This window comes from Hathewaya massiliensis (assembly GCF_902143515.1).
Lineage (GTDB): Bacteria > Bacillota > Clostridia > Clostridiales > Clostridiaceae > Hathewaya > Hathewaya massiliensis.
Genome location: NZ_CABFVD010000001.1, coordinates 673,026 through 691,530, shown reverse-complemented (window position 1 = coordinate 691,530; position 18,505 = coordinate 673,026). Strand labels below are relative to the sequence as shown.

The 18,505-nt window shown below is 31.0% G+C and carries 18 protein-coding genes; all 18 read left to right on the top strand.

The window, feature by feature from the left end; translation table 11 throughout:
* Positions 1-19: 19 nt before the first annotated feature.
* The 18 genes from FNZ64_RS03120 (at position 20) to FNZ64_RS03035 (ending at position 18,503) form a co-directional block, all read left to right on the top strand.
* Entirely contained in the window at positions 20-1,480 is a 1,461-nt protein-coding gene (locus FNZ64_RS03120; protein ID WP_142413412.1) for a methylaspartate mutase subunit E, read from the top strand.
* A 117-nt stretch (positions 1,481-1,597) separates the two neighbouring features.
* Positions 1,598-2,839 (top strand): methylaspartate ammonia-lyase, encoded by a 1,242-nt coding sequence (locus FNZ64_RS03115; RefSeq protein ID WP_142413411.1) that lies wholly within the window; start codon positions 1,598-1,600, stop codon positions 2,837-2,839.
* Positions 2,840-2,923: 84 nt separating this feature from the next.
* Positions 2,924-3,766 (top strand): fumarate hydratase, encoded by an 843-nt coding sequence (locus tag FNZ64_RS03110; RefSeq protein WP_142413410.1) that lies wholly within the window; start codon positions 2,924-2,926, stop codon positions 3,764-3,766.
* Between the two features lie 45 nt (positions 3,767-3,811).
* Positions 3,812-4,369, top strand: coding sequence for a Fe-S-containing hydro-lyase (locus tag FNZ64_RS03105; RefSeq protein WP_142413409.1), 558 nt, complete (start codon positions 3,812-3,814; stop codon positions 4,367-4,369).
* Positions 4,370-4,387: 18 nt separating this feature from the next.
* Positions 4,388-4,654, top strand: a complete 267-nt coding sequence (citD, locus tag FNZ64_RS03100) for a citrate lyase acyl carrier protein (protein WP_142413408.1) — start codon at positions 4,388-4,390, stop codon at positions 4,652-4,654.
* A 13-nt stretch (positions 4,655-4,667) separates the two neighbouring features.
* Positions 4,668-5,540, top strand: coding sequence for an HpcH/HpaI aldolase/citrate lyase family protein (locus FNZ64_RS03095; protein ID WP_142413407.1), 873 nt, complete (start codon positions 4,668-4,670; stop codon positions 5,538-5,540).
* Between the two features lie 30 nt (positions 5,541-5,570).
* Positions 5,571-7,109, top strand: coding sequence for a citrate lyase subunit alpha (citF, locus tag FNZ64_RS03090; RefSeq protein WP_142413406.1), 1,539 nt, complete (start codon positions 5,571-5,573; stop codon positions 7,107-7,109).
* Positions 7,110-7,440: 331 nt separating this feature from the next.
* Positions 7,441-9,045 carry a MutS-related protein gene (locus tag FNZ64_RS03085; RefSeq protein ID WP_185903661.1) on the top strand — a complete coding sequence of 535 codons (1,605 nt, stop codon included), beginning with the start codon at positions 7,441-7,443 and terminating at the stop codon, positions 9,043-9,045.
* Between the two features lie 213 nt (positions 9,046-9,258).
* Positions 9,259-10,401 (top strand): mercury methylation corrinoid protein HgcA, encoded by a 1,143-nt coding sequence (gene hgcA / locus FNZ64_RS03080; protein WP_252989039.1) that lies wholly within the window; start codon positions 9,259-9,261, stop codon positions 10,399-10,401.
* Positions 10,402-10,492: 91 nt separating this feature from the next.
* The gene (gene hgcB / locus FNZ64_RS03075; protein ID WP_142413403.1) at positions 10,493-10,708 is read left to right on the top strand and encodes a mercury methylation ferredoxin HgcB; all 216 of its coding nucleotides are present in this window, start codon (positions 10,493-10,495) and stop codon (positions 10,706-10,708) included.
* 88 nt (positions 10,709-10,796) lie between these two features.
* Positions 10,797-11,345, top strand: a complete 549-nt coding sequence (locus FNZ64_RS03070) for a 5' nucleotidase, NT5C type (protein ID WP_243129180.1) — start codon at positions 10,797-10,799, stop codon at positions 11,343-11,345.
* Positions 11,346-11,641: 296 nt separating this feature from the next.
* On the top strand, positions 11,642-12,313 hold the full coding sequence (locus FNZ64_RS03065; RefSeq protein ID WP_142413401.1) for a hypothetical protein: 672 nt from the start codon (positions 11,642-11,644) through the stop codon (positions 12,311-12,313).
* 23 nt (positions 12,314-12,336) lie between these two features.
* A complete protein-coding gene (locus FNZ64_RS03060) occupies positions 12,337-12,849 on the top strand; it encodes a BclA C-terminal domain-containing protein (RefSeq protein ID WP_142413400.1) in 513 nt (170 codons plus the stop codon).
* A 231-nt stretch (positions 12,850-13,080) separates the two neighbouring features.
* Positions 13,081-13,431: a hypothetical protein gene (locus FNZ64_RS03055; RefSeq protein WP_142413399.1), complete on the top strand. Its 351-nt coding sequence runs from the start codon at positions 13,081-13,083 to the stop codon at positions 13,429-13,431.
* Between the two features lie 24 nt (positions 13,432-13,455).
* Complete coding sequence (locus FNZ64_RS03050; protein WP_142413398.1) at positions 13,456-13,791, top strand: hypothetical protein; 336 nt, start codon at positions 13,456-13,458, stop codon at positions 13,789-13,791.
* Positions 13,792-14,042: 251 nt separating this feature from the next.
* Positions 14,043-16,103 carry a methyl-accepting chemotaxis protein gene (locus FNZ64_RS03045; protein ID WP_142413397.1) on the top strand — a complete coding sequence of 687 codons (2,061 nt, stop codon included), beginning with the start codon at positions 14,043-14,045 and terminating at the stop codon, positions 16,101-16,103.
* Between the two features lie 220 nt (positions 16,104-16,323).
* Positions 16,324-16,737, top strand: a complete 414-nt coding sequence (locus FNZ64_RS03040; protein WP_142413396.1) for an RrF2 family transcriptional regulator — start codon at positions 16,324-16,326, stop codon at positions 16,735-16,737.
* 344 nt (positions 16,738-17,081) lie between these two features.
* Positions 17,082-18,503: an MBOAT family O-acyltransferase gene (locus tag FNZ64_RS03035; RefSeq protein ID WP_142413395.1), complete on the top strand. Its 1,422-nt coding sequence runs from the start codon at positions 17,082-17,084 to the stop codon at positions 18,501-18,503.
* Positions 18,504-18,505 lie beyond the last annotated feature (2 nt).

Genomic DNA, 18,505 nt, shown 5'->3' with positions numbered 1-18,505 from the left:
AATCTAGGGGGGAAAAGTTGTGGAGTTAAAAAATAAAAAATGGACTGAAGAACAGTTCTTTAAAATGAGAGAAGAGGTTTTAGGACAGTGGGAAACAGGTAAGGATGTTAAAAATATTCAAGATGGCATAGAATATTGCAAACAATTACCAGACCATAAAAACTTTGCAAAGAAACTATTAAAGGCAAAAGAAGAGGGCGTTACATTAGCACAACCAAGAGCTGGGGTTGCTTTAATAGAAAAACATATAGAGTTATTAACTCACTTACAAAATGAAGGTGGAGCGGACTTATTACCAAGTACTATAGATAGTTATACAAGATTAAATAGATATGACGAATGTGAAGTTGGTATAGAAGAAAGTAGAAAAGCAGGAAGATCACTACTTAATGGATTCCCAGTAGTAAATCACGGTATTCGCGGATGTAGAAGAGTTGTAGAAGCTGTTAATTTACCAGTAGAAGCAAGACACGGTACACCAGATTCAAGATTATTATCTGAAATAATTCATGCTGGTGGATGGACTTCTAATGAAGGTGGAGGAATTTCATATAATATTCCTTATGCAAAAAATGTATCTTTAGAAAAGTCAATTTTAGATTGGCAATATTGTGATAGACTTGTTGGATACTACGAAGAACATGGGGTTAGTATAAATAGAGAGCCATTCGGACCATTAACAGGAACATTAGTACCACCAAGCACATCAAACGTTGTTGCTATTATAGAAGCATTACTTGCAGCAGAACAAGGGGTTAAAAATATTACAGTTGGTTACGGTGAGTGCGGAAACTTAATTCAAGACGTAGCAGCTATAAGAGCCTTAGAAGAGCAATGTGAAGAATATTTAAAGAAATATGGCTATAATGATGTAATTTTAACAACAGTATTCCACCAATGGATGGGAGGATTCCCTTCAGATGAAGCTAAAGCTTTCGGTGTAATTTCAACAGGATCTGCAGCAGCAGCTCTTGCAGGAGCAACTAAGGTTATAGTTAAAACTCCACACGAAGCTATAGGAATACCAACAAAAGAAGCAAATGCACAAGGAATAAAAGCAACTAAGATGACATTAAACCTTTTAAAAGGACAAAAAATGCCAATGTCTAAAGAATTAGAAACAGAAATAGCTATTATAAAAGCTGAAACAAAATGCATGATGGACGAACTATTTAGACTAGGAAATGGAGACCTTGCAATAGGAGCAGTTAAAGGATTTGAAGCTGGAGTTGTAGATATTCCATTTGCACCAAGTAAATATAATTACGGAAAAATGATGCCTGCTAGAGATAACAATGGTTGCGTAAGATATTTAAAATTCGGAAACGTTCCATTCACTAAGGAATTAAAAGATTATAATATGAGTAAACTTGAAGAAAGAGGCAAATACGAGGGAAGAGAAGTTGGATTCCAAATGACTGTTGATGATATATTTGCAGTAGGAAAAGGTGTTCTTGTAGGAAGACCTGAAAAAAAATAATAAACTACATAAGATCAAATTAATAATAAATTTAATAGATTAAGGAGCTCCAACAAGGTTAGGCTTGTTGGAGCTATAATAAAAATAAATAGTTTAAAAGGATGGGGGCTTATTATAATGAAAATTTTAGATGTTGTATGTTCAGCAGGTAGAACAGGTTTCTATTTTGATGACCAAAGAGCAATAAAAAATGGTGCTGGTCACGATGGATTTACTTATGTAGGAGAAGCTGTAACAGAAGGATTTAGTTCAATTAGACAAGCAGGAGAATCTATTTCAGTTATGATAATCTTAGAAGATGGACAAGTGGCTTTTGGAGATTGTGCTGCAGTTCAATATTCAGGAGCAGGTGGAAGAGATCCATTATTCTTAGCTAAAGACTTTATTCCAGTAATAGAAAAAGAAATAGCTCCAAAGTTAATAGGAAGAGAAGTTACAGAATTCAAAGCTATGGCAGAAGAGTTTGATAAAATGGAAATCGGTGGCAAGAGATTGCATACTGCTATTAGATACGGAATAACTCAAGCTATATTAGACGCAGTTGCAAAAACTAAAAAACTTACTATGGCTGAAGTAGTAAATCAAGAATACAATGCAGGGGTTGAAATAAAGAGAATTCCTATATTCACTCAATCAGGTGATAACAGATACGAAAATGCTGACAAGATGATTATAAAAGGTGCGGACGTATTACCACATGCTTTAATTAACAACGTAAAAGAAAAATTAGGAGAAAAAGGGGAACTTCTTTTAGACTATGTTAAATGGTTAAGAGATAGAATAATAGCTCTTAGAACATGTGAAGAATATTCACCAATATTCCATATTGACGTGTACGGAACAATAGGTGCAGCATTTAATTGTGACACAAACTTAATGGCAGATTATCTTGAAACTTTAGCAGAAGCTGCAAATCCATTTAAATTAAGAATAGAAGGACCAATGGACGTTGATGATAGACAAAAACAAATGGAAGCTTTAAGAGATTTAACTGCTGAAGTAGATAGAAGAGGAATCAATGTTGAATTAGTTGCTGATGAATGGTGTAATACACTAGAAGATGTTAAGTTCTTTGCAGATAATAAAGCAGGACATATGTTACAAATAAAAACTCCAGACCTTGGAGGAGTAAATAACACAGCAGAAGCTATAATATACTGTAACCAAAAAGGTGTAGGTTCTTATTGTGGAGGAACTTGTAACGAAACAAATAGATCAGCAGAAGTAACAACAAATATAGCAATCGCTTGTGGAGCTACTCAATGCCTTGCAAAACCAGGAATGGGTGTTGATGAAGGATATATGATCGTAAATAACGAGATGAACAGAGTAGTTGCACTTGTAAATAGAAGAAAATAACGTATTTATTTAAAAGGCGGTTTGTTATAAACTGCCTTTTATTATATAAAATTAGTCCACTAAATAGAATTGGAGGAATTTACAATGAGAGAAATCCAAGTATCTGAAATTACAAAGGCTGTTAAGGATTTATGTATAGAAGCAAACTATTACTTATCAGAAGATGTTAAAAATAAAATAAAGAAATCAAGAGAAGAAGAAAAATGGGGAACAGCACAAGGAATATTAGATAATATCATAGTAAATTTTGATATTGCTAAAAATGAAAATATGCCGATATGCCAAGATACAGGAATGGCATGTGTATTCTTAGAAATAGGGCAAGATGTTCATGTAAGTGGTGGAAGCATTGAAGATGCAGTAAATGCTGGAGTTGCAGAAGGATATGAAGAAGGATTTTTAAGAAAATCTGTAGTTAAAGATCCATTAGATAGAGTAAACACTAAAAACAATACACCAGCAGTTATCTACTACGATATAGTTCCAGGAGATGGGTTTAAAATAACAGTAGCACCAAAGGGATTTGGTTCAGAGAATATGAGTCAACTTAAAATGTTAAAACCAGCAGATGGAATAGAAGGGGTTAAAGAATTTATACTTAAAGTTGTAAAAGATGCAGGACCAAATCCATGTCCACCAATAATCGTAGGAGTTGGTATTGGAGGAACTTTCGATAGAGCTGCTAACTTAGCTAAAAAATCACTTTTAAGAAGTGTAGATGAAAGAAATCCAAATCCAATGTATGCAGAACTTGAAAAAGAAATGTTAGAGAAGATAAATAATTTAGGCATAGGACCACAAGGTTTTGGCGGAAAAACTACAGCCCTTGCAGTTCAAATAGAAACTTATCCAACACATATAGCTGGACTTCCAGTGGCAGTAAATATTCAATGTCACGTTGCAAGACACGCATCAAGAGAAATATAAGTAATATTTATAAAGTACTAAGTTTAAAAGTTTGGGGGAATAATAATGGTAAAAAAAATAACTACTCCATTAACAGAGGAAAAAGTTAAGGATTTAAGAGCAGGAGATTCAGTTTTAATCACTGGAGTTATATATACAGCTAGAGATGCAGCTCATAAAAGACTTGTAGAGCTTATAAAAGAAGGAAAAGAATTACCAATGGATGTAAAAGATTCAATCATCTATTATGTTGGACCAACACCATCAAAACCAGGCATGGCTTTTGGATCAGGGGGTCCTACTACAAGTTATAGAATGGATCCATATGCACCAGAATTATTAGAAATAGGTCTTAAAGGAATGATAGGAAAAGGATTAAGATCAGAAGAAGTTATAGAATCTATGAAGAAGAACAAAGGAGTTTACTTTGGGGCAATAGGTGGAGCTGCTGCTTTAATAGGAAAATCAGTTAAAAAGGCAGAAGTTATAGCTTACGAAGATTTAGGAGCTGAAGCTATAAGAAGACTTGAAGTAGTAGATTTCCCAGCAGTTGTTGTTATAGATAGCGAAGGAAACAACCTATATAAAGAGGGACAAAAGGCTTACTTAGATTCATTAAAATAAAAGTTTTGAGGTGAGAGCATGGAAATACTAAAGCCAGCTAAAGCAGGAACTATGGAATCAAACGATATTTATATAATGGTAATGCCAAATGAAGAGGGCGGCATAGGACTAGAGCTAGATAGCATAGTTATGAAACAATTTGGTGAAGAAATAGAAAGAGTAATAAGAGAGACTCTAAAAGAGTTAAATGTAAAAGATGTAAAGATTAAAGCTCAAGATAAGGGTGCTTTAAACTATACAATAAAGGCTAGAGTAGAGACAGCTATAAAAAGAGCTATGATGTAGGAGGTGAGCTAAGTTGAAAAGATTAAGAAGAACAATGTTATTTATGCCAGGAAATAATCCAGGAATGTTACAAAGCGCTGATATTTTAGGAGCTGACTCCATAATATTAGACCTTGAAGATGCTGTTAGTTTAACAGAAAAAGATAGCGCAAGAATATTAGTTAGAGAAGCTATAAAAAATTTAGGATATAAAGGCGTAGAAGTTGTAGTTAGAATAAACCCATTAGATACTGAATTTGCAATGGATGATATAGATACTATAGCAAGGGTAAAACCAGATACAATTTTAGTGCCAAAAGCTACAGAAGAAGCCATAGAAAAAGCAGATGCAGAACTTACAAGAATAGAAAAAGAAGAGGGCTTTGAACCTAAGAGCATAAAACTATTTGGACTTGTAGAATCAGCTTATGGAGTGGAAAATGTTTATAACATAATAAAAGCTTCAGATAGAATGGAAGGAATTCTTTTAGGTGGAGAAGATTTAACTTCAGATATGGGAGTTAAAAGAACAAAAGAAGGAGAAGAAATTTTTTATGCAAGAAACAAAGTTTCAACTGCATGTAAAGCATTAAAAGTTCACTCCATAGACACACCTTTTACAGATACAAATGATTTTGAAGGATTAAGAAAAGACACAGAAAAAGCAAAAAGCTTAGGATTTACAGGAAAATCAGCTATAAATCCAAGACAAATAGATACAATACATTCAGTATACTCACCAACTGAAGCAGAAATAAAACATGCAAAAAAAGTAATGGAAGCAATGGAAGAAGCTAAGAGAGAAGGTAAAGGTGTATTCTCATTAAACGGAAAAATGGTGGATGCCCCAATTATAAATAGAGCAAAAACAACCTTAGAATTAGCTGAAATGCTTGGACTTATGTAAAAAACCATATGAAAAAGTGAGGGATATAGAATGAAAAATCTTCTTGGAAGAGAAATACCTGAATTTATTGAAGGCTATGGAGAAGTAAAACCTTATAATGGAGCCTTTAAAAATATTGGGGAAAGTGAAAAAAGAGCTATTAAAATAAAATCTACAAAGCCAAATGAAGAAAAATTAGCAGATTCCTTAGAGGAATTATTAAATAAATTAAACCTAAGAGATGGAATGACTATATCATTTCACCATCATCTAAGAAATGGTGACTATGTACTTAACATGGTTTTAGATGCCATAGCAAAAAGAGGAATAAAGGATATAACTGTAGCAGCAAGTTCTATATTTCCAGTACATGCACCAATGGTAGAACATATAAAGTCTGGAGTAGTTACAGGACTTTATGCAGGGTATATGTCAGGACCAGTAGCACAGGCTGTATCAAATGGAATCCTTAAAAAACCAGCTATAATGCACACTCATGGAGGAAGAGCTAGACTTATGGAAAGTGGAGAACTTCAAGTAGATGTAGCATTTATAGCGGCACCAACTGCAGATGATTATGGGAATGTAAATGGAGTTCAAGGACCATCAGCATGTGGTTCATTAGGATATGCAGAAGCAGATGCAGAATTTGCAGATACTGTAGTAGCAATTACAGATAATTTAGTTCCATATCCAGCTTGTCCAATACAAATAACTCAAAGTCTAGTAGACTATGTTCTAAAGGTAGATAGTATAGGAGATCCAGCTGGTATAGTATCAGGAACAACTCAAGTTACTAAAGATCCAGTAGGATTAAAAATAGCTAAAATGGCATCAGAGGTTATGATATCATCTGGATTAGTTAAAGATGGCATGTCCTTCCAGACAGGGGCAGGTGGAATATCTCTTGCAGTAGCATCAGAATTAAAAGACTATATGAAAAAAGAAGAGATAGTAGGAAGCTTTGCAGCAGGTGGAATCACAGGATACATGGTGGAAATGCTTGAAGAAGGATTGTTTAGAAACTTATTTGATGTTCAATGCTTCGACCTTAAAGCAGTTCAATCAGTAAGAGAAAATCAGAAGCATATGACTATGTCCTCATCTATGTATGGAAACGCCCAAAATAAAGGTGCAGTTGTAAATAAATTAGACATTATGATATTAGGCGCTACAGAAATAGATACAGATTTCAATGTAAACGTAACCACAGCTTCCGATGGAACCATAATGGGAGGATCTGGTGGACATAGTGACACAGCAGCAGGTTCAAAACTAGCTATAGTTGTAACTAAACTTGTAAAATCAAGAACTCCTATTATAAAAGACAGGGTTACAACAGTAACCACACCAGGGGAAAGCGTTGATGTAGTAGTAACTGAAAGAGGAATCGCAGTTAATCCAAAGAGAACTGACCTTATAGAAAAATTAAAAGGAACAAGACTTCCTATAATGACCATAGATGAATTAAAAGAATTAGCTGAAAACATGACAGGAAAACCAAAAGATATCGAATTCACAGATGATGTAGTAGCAGTAGTAGAATATAGAGACGGTACAGTAATTGACGTTGTAAGAAAAGCTAAATAGTTAAATGTAAGCTGTGTTAGGGGCAAAATGTCCATATGAAAATAACTTCATCACTGATTCACTACGTTAAGAATTTCTATTATTTCATAGGTGATTGCGTAACCATCATATGGACAGAATTGTCTAATAAAGCCTAATAGTATATTAGTAGGGCACTTTCTTATTAAGAAATCAGAGCTTCTATGACTTCTTAATAAACTTAGTGCTCTTTACTTTTTTTGTATTAAATAATATATCTGAGATTTACTTAAGGGTTTATTATAAGAATATGGTATAATAATGTAAATAAAAAATACAGAGTGTTAGAAATAAATGTGGATGGGGGATGCAAATGTTAGAATCTATAAACAAGTTTTTAAACAGAAAAAGTCTTAAGTATATTAGGCAAGAATGGGGAGAAGAAAATAATAAGAAAAGAGACTTTAAAAATATAAGGGTGTTATTTGATTATTTAAAAGAGGAAGAGGAAGATAAAGAGGGAAAAACTTTCTACATAGATGATCAGACTTGGGAAGATTTAAATATGAATGAGGTTTATTCAAAACTAGATAGAACCTTTTCCTTTTGTGGTAAACAAGCTTTATATAACATATTAAGAAGACCCTTTTTAAAAGAAAAAGCTTTAAAAGAAAGAGATAGCATTATAGATTCTTTTAAAGATAATCAAGAGGCAAGGGAAAAGTTACTTTTAGAGTTAAGCAAACTAGATGTAAGAGATACTGGAGCTGTTGAGCTTTTTTTTAACAAATTAGAGGGAAACAGAATTTTAAAGATTGTATGCAATATATTAGCCTTAATTCCCATAGTTTTAGGAGTTTTAATTTATATTTATGGGATTAAAAGTAAATTTACTATGTATCTACTTATGTCCACCTTTTTGAATGGTATTATTCATTATAAGGCTGAAGGAAAGTTAAATTATAAAATTACAGCAATGTCTACCTTAGGTAGAATGATTAAAGTTGGGAAAAACATAAGTAAACTTAATGTAGACGAAATTTGTAGTTATAAATCTAAATTGGAAGAAAAATGCAATAAGACCATGAAAATTTTTAAAAATACATATTCACTTATCCAAATAAAAGGTTTAGATGAAGTTATGGAGTATTTTAATTTAGTATTTTTGGTAAGGGAAAGAGATTATCTTTCTACAGTAGATGAAATAAACAAGTACCAAAAGGAATTAAAAGAAATTTATAAGATTTTAGGGGAGTTAGATGCTATAATTTCTATAGCTTCTTTTAGAAAGCAGTATGGAGAAAGATATACTAAACCTATTTTAAAAGAAGAAGGTAAGGTTCTTAAAACTAAGAACATTGCGCATCCTATAATAGAGAATCCAGTTCCAAATTCTATAGAGATGATTAATAAAGGAATAATACTTACAGGATCTAATATGTCAGGAAAATCTACCTTTTTAAGAACCTTAGGGGTTAATGCCTTGTTAGCTCAAACTATATATATGTGTAATGCTGAAAGCTATGAAGGAAGTTACTTTAAGATTATAACCTCAATAAGTCCTGAAGATAATTTAGCAAGTGGAAAGAGTTATTATTTTGGAGAAGTTGAGGCATTACTAAGAATAATAAATTCAGATGAAGAAAAGGTTCCAACTTTAAGCCTTATAGATGAGATATTTAGAGGTACAAACCCCGTAGAACGTGTTAGTGCTGCAAAGGAGATATTAAAATATTTTAGTAGTCATAACACCTTAGTAGCCGTAGCAACTCACGATTTAGAACTTCCTAAACTTCTAAAGGATAGATATAACTCCTATTATTTTAGGGAGGAAGTTGAAGGAAATGAATTAAAATTTGATTATTTAATTAAGGAAGGAATATCCCCAACTAAAAATGCTATAAGGATATTAAGAATGGTGGGATATCCACAAGAGATTGTGGATAATGCTGAAGCATACATATCAATTTGTGAATAAAAGCTCTCATCTTCGTTAAAGTAGGTAAAATAAAAGGAATGTCTACGTCCTTAGATAATTATTTCCCCTAAAGGATAACGACTTCTAAGAAGTAAAACTCCTAAGAATTCTGTTAATAACCTTTAGGAGGAAAACATCTCCTAAAGCTAAGAACTCTGTTTATGTTATAATATATAGTAATTATTATAAAATACAAAGAATAAGGAGAAAAAGATGCAAAAAAACTTAAATGAAAAATCTTGTTGAACTCCTAAGGATATTCAGTCTAGGGTAGAACTGATAGAAAAACAAGGATTTTTAAATGAAGAAAGTTATAGAGATATTTCTCATATAAGTTTAGGCAAAATTAAAATAAATGATGTGGAAATTCCTAAAATAGATACTACTTTAAAGAGAAGGGACAAGCTATACAATTTAGGAACTTATTTTGGTATAAACAGAAATAATTACATGATTAAGCCAGGACTATATGCCGTAGGGAGTCCAAAAGAGACATCTCCAGTTATAGTTTCTTGTAATTATAAACTTACCTTTGATATAGTTAGAAATAACTTAAAAAATACAGATTGTTTCTTACTTATACTAGAGACCAATGGAGTTAATGTATGGTGTGCTGCAGGTAAAGGGGCTTTTGGTACAGAAGAGCTTTTAAGAAGAATTAAATTCACCAATTTAGAAAAAATAGTTTCACATAAGGTGATTATAGTTCCTCAATTAGGGGCTTCAGGCATAAATACTATAGAGGTTAGAAAATCTTTAGGATATAGATGTATATTTAGCCCTATTAAAGCAGAGTATTTAGAAGAATTTATAAAAAATAAGTTTAAAGCAGAAGATTACATGAGGAAAGCCCAGTTTTCTTTAAAGGATAGGGCTTTACTTACCCCTCTTAACCTAATTCAAAATTTAAAGTATTATATAATTTCAGTAGTTATTTTATTACTACTAAATTTTTTAGGAAGCCCAACAAAGGAATTAAGCAGTGTATTAAAATATGGGTTTATCCAAAGTGTACCATTTTTAATAGGCTTAATAATAAGTGCTATAGTATTTCCTATTATGTTACCAATTTTACCTTTTAGGTCGTTTTCATTAAATGGATTTATATTATCCTTAATTTTAAGTTTAGTTATAATAGTTTTAAGAACAAGCCTTTATTTAGGTATTAACCAAGTATATATTTTAGGATATCTTATGCTTTTAAATGCTATGATGGTAAATGTGTCCTTAAGTTTTACGGGAAGCACTAATTTTACATCATTTTCTGGGGTGGTAAAAGAAACTCTGTGGACATTGCCAAGTTGTATTATCCTAAGCTTATTTGGATTAACTTTAGCTATAGTATCTTTAATATAGGCTGTGTTAGAAAAAATATGTTCATATGAGAGTCACTTCATCACTACTTCATTATGTTAAGAAGTTAAGAAATGGTTAAGAGGGGGATAGAATGTCTAGAGAATATATTAAAAATGTAGTAACTTTAAATTTAGATAGGGATAAATGTATTGGGTGTAAAAATTGTGAGACGGTATGTCCTTATAGAATATTTAAAATAGAAGAAAGAAAAGCTAAAATTATTAATAAGGACTTATGTATAGAGTGTGGTGCTTGCATGAATAATTGTCCTTCAGAAGCTATAACTGTAAGAAAAGGTGTGGGATGAGTTCTTGCCATTGTAAAGGGAGTTCTCACGGGGCGTGGGAAAAAAGCATAGTATAATAGAATAAACTAATATTGTAGGAGGAATAAATTTGAAATTAAACATATGTGTAGATATAGATGGAACTATAACAGATCCATACTATTGGTTAAAATACGTAAACAAATATTTTAAAACAGAATTAACAGCAGAAGACATAGTTAAATTTGATATTTGCAGAATACTTAACATAGATGAATCTGAATATGAAAAGTTCTATGATAAACATGGTGAAGAAATTCATGGTGATAACATAGTAAGAGAAAATGCAAAAGAAGTATTAAATGATCTAGATAAAGACCACAATATATACTATGTAACAGCAAGACCAGAAAAGTATAAAGAGGTTACAGAGAATTGGCTTTATAGCAATGGACTTCCTAAAGTTCCTGTATATATGATGGGTCATCATAATAAAGGAGAAATAGCAAAGGAGCTAAACTGTGATTTCTTTGTAGAAGATAGATATAGAAATTCAGTATTTCTTTCAAAAGAGGGCATAAAAGTTTTAATGATTGATACGAACTACAATAGGTATCCCTTAATAGATAATATTACAAGGGTTTACAATTGGAAGGAAATTTATGAAATTATAAATTAACATAATAATATTAAGGTAGATTAAAAAGAAATATTATTAAATTATAAGTAAAACCAAGTATAAAAGGGGGAAATCCTCTTATCTATACTTGGTTTTTTCATTGTTTACTTTAATTTAAAATCTAAAATGAAAATTGAAGTTGCCATATAATTCCTCGAAATTTCTCTTACCACTTATTTCTACATCTTACATCTTACTTATTACTCCTTTTATAGTTGTAGCAAACGTAAAACTTTTTGCATATAAAGATAGTGAGGTGATTTATCTCAAAAAACTTAAAAGTAGATGGTGATAAAATGAGTAAAAACAAAATGAGTAGAAAAAGAGATGTAGATAGTTTATTCGATAGTGTTACTAAGGATTTGTATGAAGATCGTAGAGATAATTTAAATAGCTTACATCATGATAAGTGTGAACATGATTTTGATGATGAATGTGACGATGAATGGGATCATGAATGTCATAATGATTCTGACAATGACTGTCATGATGACTCCGATGAAGATTGTATAGAAGATGCTATCTGTGATATTTTAAAATCTCAAAAAAAGATTATGGGATGTATGGAAGACATGTTTTGTAAGCTTACAAAAGAAATAGATAGGCTACCTTCAACCAGTGACAAGGTTATCCTATATAAGAAGTTATTATGTGCCTATGCTAAGAAGGATTGCTCTTTAGCTAAACTGTTAAAAGCATTGGCAAAGTTAGAAAAAGTAAATGATGAAAGAGAATCTGATGATGAAGAAGACTGCCGTAATAGGGAAGATAGGGATCATAGAAGAAACTGCCGTAATAGGGAAGATAGAAGAAATTCCAATGATAGGGATGAGCGAAGAAGCAGGTGCGATAGAGAGTGTAGGGAAGATAGAAGAAACAGAGATGATAGAGAAGAATGCGATGATAGAAGAGACTGCGATGATCACCGTTGTAGAGGTTGCAATGGACCACTTTTTAGAAGATGTTAAATATAATATAGAAGGTGCTATAGATGAGTTCAAACAAGGGATGTAACTGTGGATGGAAGGATTTATGTTGGAGTATTGTATGTGATGAGAATGGAGGAAAAGTGAAAGCGGCTTATGGATATGTATATTTATTAAAAGAAGATACAGAAATTGATATTCCAGTTGGGGATGCCATTCCATTTAATAGAAATGGAATATTAAAAGGTATTACTCATGATGTTAATAATAATAGAGAGACTATCATAATAGAAGAAACGGGGATTTATGAAGTAACGTATTATTTTGATAATAACGCAAAAGAAATTTTAGATTTAGAATTAAATGGAGCTCCCGTTGTAGGAAGCAGATATGGTGCAGAAACGGGTTCATCTATTAATTTTGGTCAAGTTATAATTAAAGTTGAGAAAAATAACTCAACTTTAAAATTAATTAATAGAAATAAACTTCGAGATATAAAAATAGAGAAGTTAGACCCTGCAGATAATCCAGAAGTTGTGGTATCATCTATATTTATAGAAAAAATAGATGAGATTTAAAGTAAGTTCAAAGCTTCATAGGAAATCTTTGATCCTCTGAAGCTTTGAAATCCTTATAAATGTACGTAACCATTCTTTATTCTCACCTTAAAGAAGTGGAATATTAGAGTGGATATATAAAAAAATAATAAATAAGAGTAACATCCTTAAGAAAGATTCATATACTAATAGTGTAGTAACAAACAAATAATTTATAAAAACTAATAAACTAAAATGTGGAGGTAATGTTAGATGGCATTTCCAGATGTTTTAAGAGCAAATTTAACTGAACAACAAAGTATAGATGCGATAATAGAATCAGAAGCTGGTTTAATACAATGTATGGCTAGATTATTTTGTGGGGAGAGAAACCCAACTACGGGAGTGGTAGGTCCAGGATTAGTGCCATTCTTAAAATCTATAAACAGAAATGTACCAGGCAATATAGAAAAGAGAGCAGAACTTGTAAAGCAAATTCTTTGCTCATATGGATGTAAGGAATGTGCTATTGCAGAAGTTGTAGAAGCACTTGCAGATAAAATAGTAGTAGATAAAGATATAGTAGGATCAGAAAGAGATTGTTCTTGTTGCAAATGTAAATAAAATGATAAATGGAGGGTAAAATAAATGGCATATAGAGCTACTGCACCAGTTTTAACTGAACAACAATCAATAGCTGTTATTTTAGAATCAGAGGTTAGTATAATTCAATGTATGGCAGATTTATTTTGTAATGAGTTAGTTGCAGATATACTTGCTATACCAGCAAACACATCAGCACCAACTGTTGAAGAACTTCAGAGGGTATCTCAAGTATTAAAGAATATCATGTGTGGATATACAATAAAAGAAAATTCAATTGCTGAAGTTATAAAGGCTTTAGCTAAAAAGCAAGCGGCTGATATGGGAATTAATCCTTGTGAGTTAAAGTGTAAACACCATAAAGATGAAAAATGCTGCTAATCAAAACCTCATAATATGTAAGTTTTAATCTTAACTATGAATATAACAGTCTATAAATTAAAATAGATTTAATATAGATTCCAAAGACCATATAGTTTAAAATGCTATATGGCCTTTTTAAATACAAAAAATAGGTTGATTACGTTAAAATTATGTAAAATTCTAGTAAATAATTAAGGATATTTTAAAGTTACATCAAAATACTTCGATAATATAAAAAATATATATAACATAATGGAGAGGAAAATATTATGAAAAAAATATCCCTAAATTTAAAAGGTGGTCTTAAAAATAAAATATTATGTATTTTCATACCTGTATTAGTTATTTTATTTATTATGCTATCTATATTAACATTTTATACTTGCAAAAAGCTACTATCAAAAGAAATAAATGGAAAGCTAGATCAAACTCTAAATAATAACGTAAATGACATAAGATCTAAACTAATAAGTCATGGTAGAATGGTAGAATCTATAGCAAAAGTAGTAGGTGTAAATGGTAAAGATACTGAGAAGAATTATGAAGAATATCTAAAAAGAAATATAGAATTAAATTCAGATACCTTCGGCATGGGTATTTGGTTTGAGGATTACAAATATAAAAAAGAATTACAAAAATTTGCACCCTATGCATATAGAGAAAAAGATTACATAGTGTCAGTAGATTATTCAAAAAAAGATAATAAGTATCAGGAGTCAGAATGGTATAGACTTGGTAGAGAATCTGATAATATGCTCACCTGGTCTAATGTATATAAAGACGCCGCTACAAATGTAACTATGGTCACAGCTAGTATGCCATTTTATGATGATAACAATACTTTCAATGGAGTAGTAACAGGAGATGTTAATGTTGATAATATAGTGCAATTAGTGGAGAACATAAAAGTAGGTAAAAGTGGTAGAGCATTTTTAGTTACAAGTTCAGGTCAGTACTTATCAGATAAAGATAAAAATAAGATTATGAAGATTAATATAAAAAATGATACAGATAAGGAGCTTCAAAAAAAATCAGAGGAAATATTAACAAATAGGAAATCTAGTTTTACATTTAAGAACAATGGTGAAGAGCAAATTGTATACAGCGAAACTATACCAGAGACTGGATGGAAATTGGCAATAATAATGCCTACTAGTGAAGTAAATGATTCTTTAATATCCTTAATGAATAAGATAGTAATTTTAACTTTAATATCAATTAGTATCATAATAATATTAATAATTTTACTTGTAAAATATATAGTAGGACATATAAATAAAGTTAACTTTTTATCACAACATATGGCAGAGGGAGACTTCTCTCAAAAGGTTCAAGTAAACTCTAAAGATGAAATTGGGGAAATGACTAGAAATTTAAATTCAATGGCTGAAAAATTAAAAGGAATTATATTAGAAATATACAGAATAGTAGAGGAAGTAGTATCTTCTTCTGAAGAACTTACAGCTATTTCAGAGGAGAACCAAGCCGTTGTAGATAGAATATCTGACTCCATGTTAGAGATTGCATCAGGGGCAGAAAGGGTAGAGGAGATATCTATAGAAAGTTCTAAAATAATGAATGAGTTAAATTTAAGCATAGAAGAAATATCTTCTAGTACGAAAGAGGTATATAGTAGTTCACTAGAAACTTCTAAGATAGCAGGTGAAGGGGATCAGGCTATTATTGAGGTAATAGATCAGATGAGAACCATAGATAAATCTGTAAATAATGCAGCTTCTACTGTAAATTATTTAGGAGAAAAATCCTATAAAATAGGGGATATAATTTCTCTTATAACGTCTATTTCAGAACAAACTAACCTTTTAGCCTTAAATGCAGCTATAGAAGCAGCAAGAGCAGGGGAACATGGAAGAGGATTTGCTGTGGTTGCAGAAGAGGTTAGAAAACTTGCAGAAGAAAGCAAGAATGCCGCAGTAGAAATAGGAAGCATAACAAAGGAAATACAAACAGAGGTAAACAATGCAGTAAATGATATGGGAAGAGGCATGGAAGAAGTAAAGACTGGAATGACTATTGCTGATAATGCAGCACAGGCATTTTCTAAAATATATACTTCTGTAAATGAAGTATCTGAAAAGATAAATAAGGTAAACTATGTAGTAGATAATATGAAGAAAAATGTAGATACTATGTCATATTCTATAAATTCTATGGAAGATGTATCAAAAGAATCCTCCGAGAATACTGGAAATGTAGCGGCATCTTCTGAGGAACAAAGAGCTTCCATGGAAGAAGTATCAAAGTCTGCAGAATCCTTAACAAAACTTGCTACGGAACTTGAAAAAGCTATAAGCATATTTAAGTTTTAGAATTAAGCAATAGTAAATTACAAAATCCAAATTTAAAATTAAGTAAAAAGTAGATAAAACTAAAATTCTACAATTATGCTATCTTCTTAAATATTTCATAATATATTGACAATATTTAAGAATAATAGTATATTTTAAGTGCACTAAATCAGTATAGAATATGAGTATTATTTAAGAATAAAATAAGTATTATTAAGTAATAAAGAATTGGAGAATACAAATGAGAATAACACAAGAAACGGATTATGCCTTAAGAGTTGTATTATTCTTGGCGAACCTAGGATATGGAGAAAAAATTGATGCAAAGACCATTTCGGATAGGGAGGTTATACCCTTAAGGTTTCTTTTAAAACTCTTAAGAAAACTTACTAACTCCGGGATTTTAACATCCTATAGAGGAGTAAATGGTGGATATGCCCTTAACAGAGAACCAAAGCATATAACCTTAAAGGATGTTATAGAAGCTATTGAGGGTCCTATATATGTAAATCGTTGTCTATATGATAAAGAACTTTGTACGGCTAAGAAAAATGGAGAATGCGTTGTTCACATTACTCTATCAAAGGTACAGAAGACTATTAATAAAGAACTAGAAGAGATTAATTTTGAAAAGTTAATTAATGGAGATATTTAATATCTTATATTAATACATACCAAATTATATTAAAATTGTATGCTTTAGTATACCAGGCGTTTAACAATAAGAGCGAAATATTATATAAATTTTAAGTGGCAAAAACTTTAACTTGCAAAAGTAATAGCAATACTTGTTAATAAGAGAGATGTTAAGTTTATTAACAATGCTATTTTCTTCTTGCAAGTTATTTTTTTATATTATAAAGTACTAGTATATGTACTAATATCTTATTTAAATTACGTGAAGCTTACTCAGAATCTGGGATTGTTTTAGAATTAACTTTATATAAAAATCATGGTATAATATATTGGTTAAACTCATATAAGAGGAGTGAAAAAATAATGGTTTTTACATCAGCTATTTTCATATTTGTCTTTTTACCCATGGTAATTGCTTCTTACTTTTTAATAAGAAAAGATCTTAGAAATATATTATTATTAATAGTAAGTCTTCTATTTTATGCATGGGGAGAGCCTAAGTTTTTATTATTAATGTTACTTTCCATAGTTATAAACTATTACTTTGGATTATGGATTCATAAAAATCGTGAAACACCTAGTAAAAAGAAAGTCTACTTGGTTTTAGCTGTAATATGTAATCTTTCTTTTTTAGTATTTTTTAAGTATGCTAATTTTTTAGTTAATAACATAAATGGTATATTAGGTTTTATGAACATATCAGGTGGGATTAGTATAAGAAAAATAACCCTTCCAATAGGGATATCATTCTTTACTTTTCAGGGTATGTCCTATGCTATAGATGTATACAGAGATGATGCAGAGGTTCAAAAGAACATATTTGATTTAGCACTATACATATCATTTTTCCCACAGTTAATAGCAGGTCCTATAGTTAGATATCATGATGTGGCAGAACAGATGAAAAAAAGGGAAATAACCGTAGAAAAGTTTACATATGGAATTAGAAGATTTATATTAGGATTTGCAAAGAAAATTCTTATAGCCAATAGAATGGGAGCCATAGCAGATGATATTTTTAAAATAGTACCACAAAATATATCTACAGCTTTAATTTGGTTAGGAGCACTATGCTATACTCTTCAAATATACTACGATTTTTCAGGGTATTCTGATATGGCTATAGGTCTTGGTAAAATCTTTGGCTTTGATTTTCTAGAAAACTTTAATTATCCATACATAGCAAAGTCCATAAAGGAATTTTGGAAGAGATGGCATATATCTTTAACAAATTGGTTTAGAGATTATGTGTACATACCTCTAGGTGGAAATAGAAAAGGAGAAAAGAGAAGTTACATAAATCAAATAATAGTATTTTTACTATCAGGATTATGGCATGGAGCTAGCTGGAACTTTATATTCTGGGGAGCTTATCATGGTGCCTTTTTAATACTTGAAAGATGGAAACTTGGAAGCCTATTAAATAGAGCTTGGAAACCAGTAAGATATATATATGCTATAGTAGTTGTTATAGTAGGTTGGGTATTCTTTAGGGTGGAAAATTTAGGAGCAGCCTTTACATATGTTAAAAAGATGTTCCTCTTTACTAAATCAAATAGCATATATTATCCATCTTTATATTTTGATAGAAAAAGTATAGTTATTTTAATCCTAGGAATTGTATTTTCAACACCTATATTAAAGTATATAAATAAAAAAATTGAGGAAAAGAGATTTAAAATATACTATAACCTAGTTAATGTAGTAGCTATGATAGTATTTATAATATCACTTATATCCTTAGCAGCATCTACTTATAATCCATTTATATACTTTAGATTTTAGGA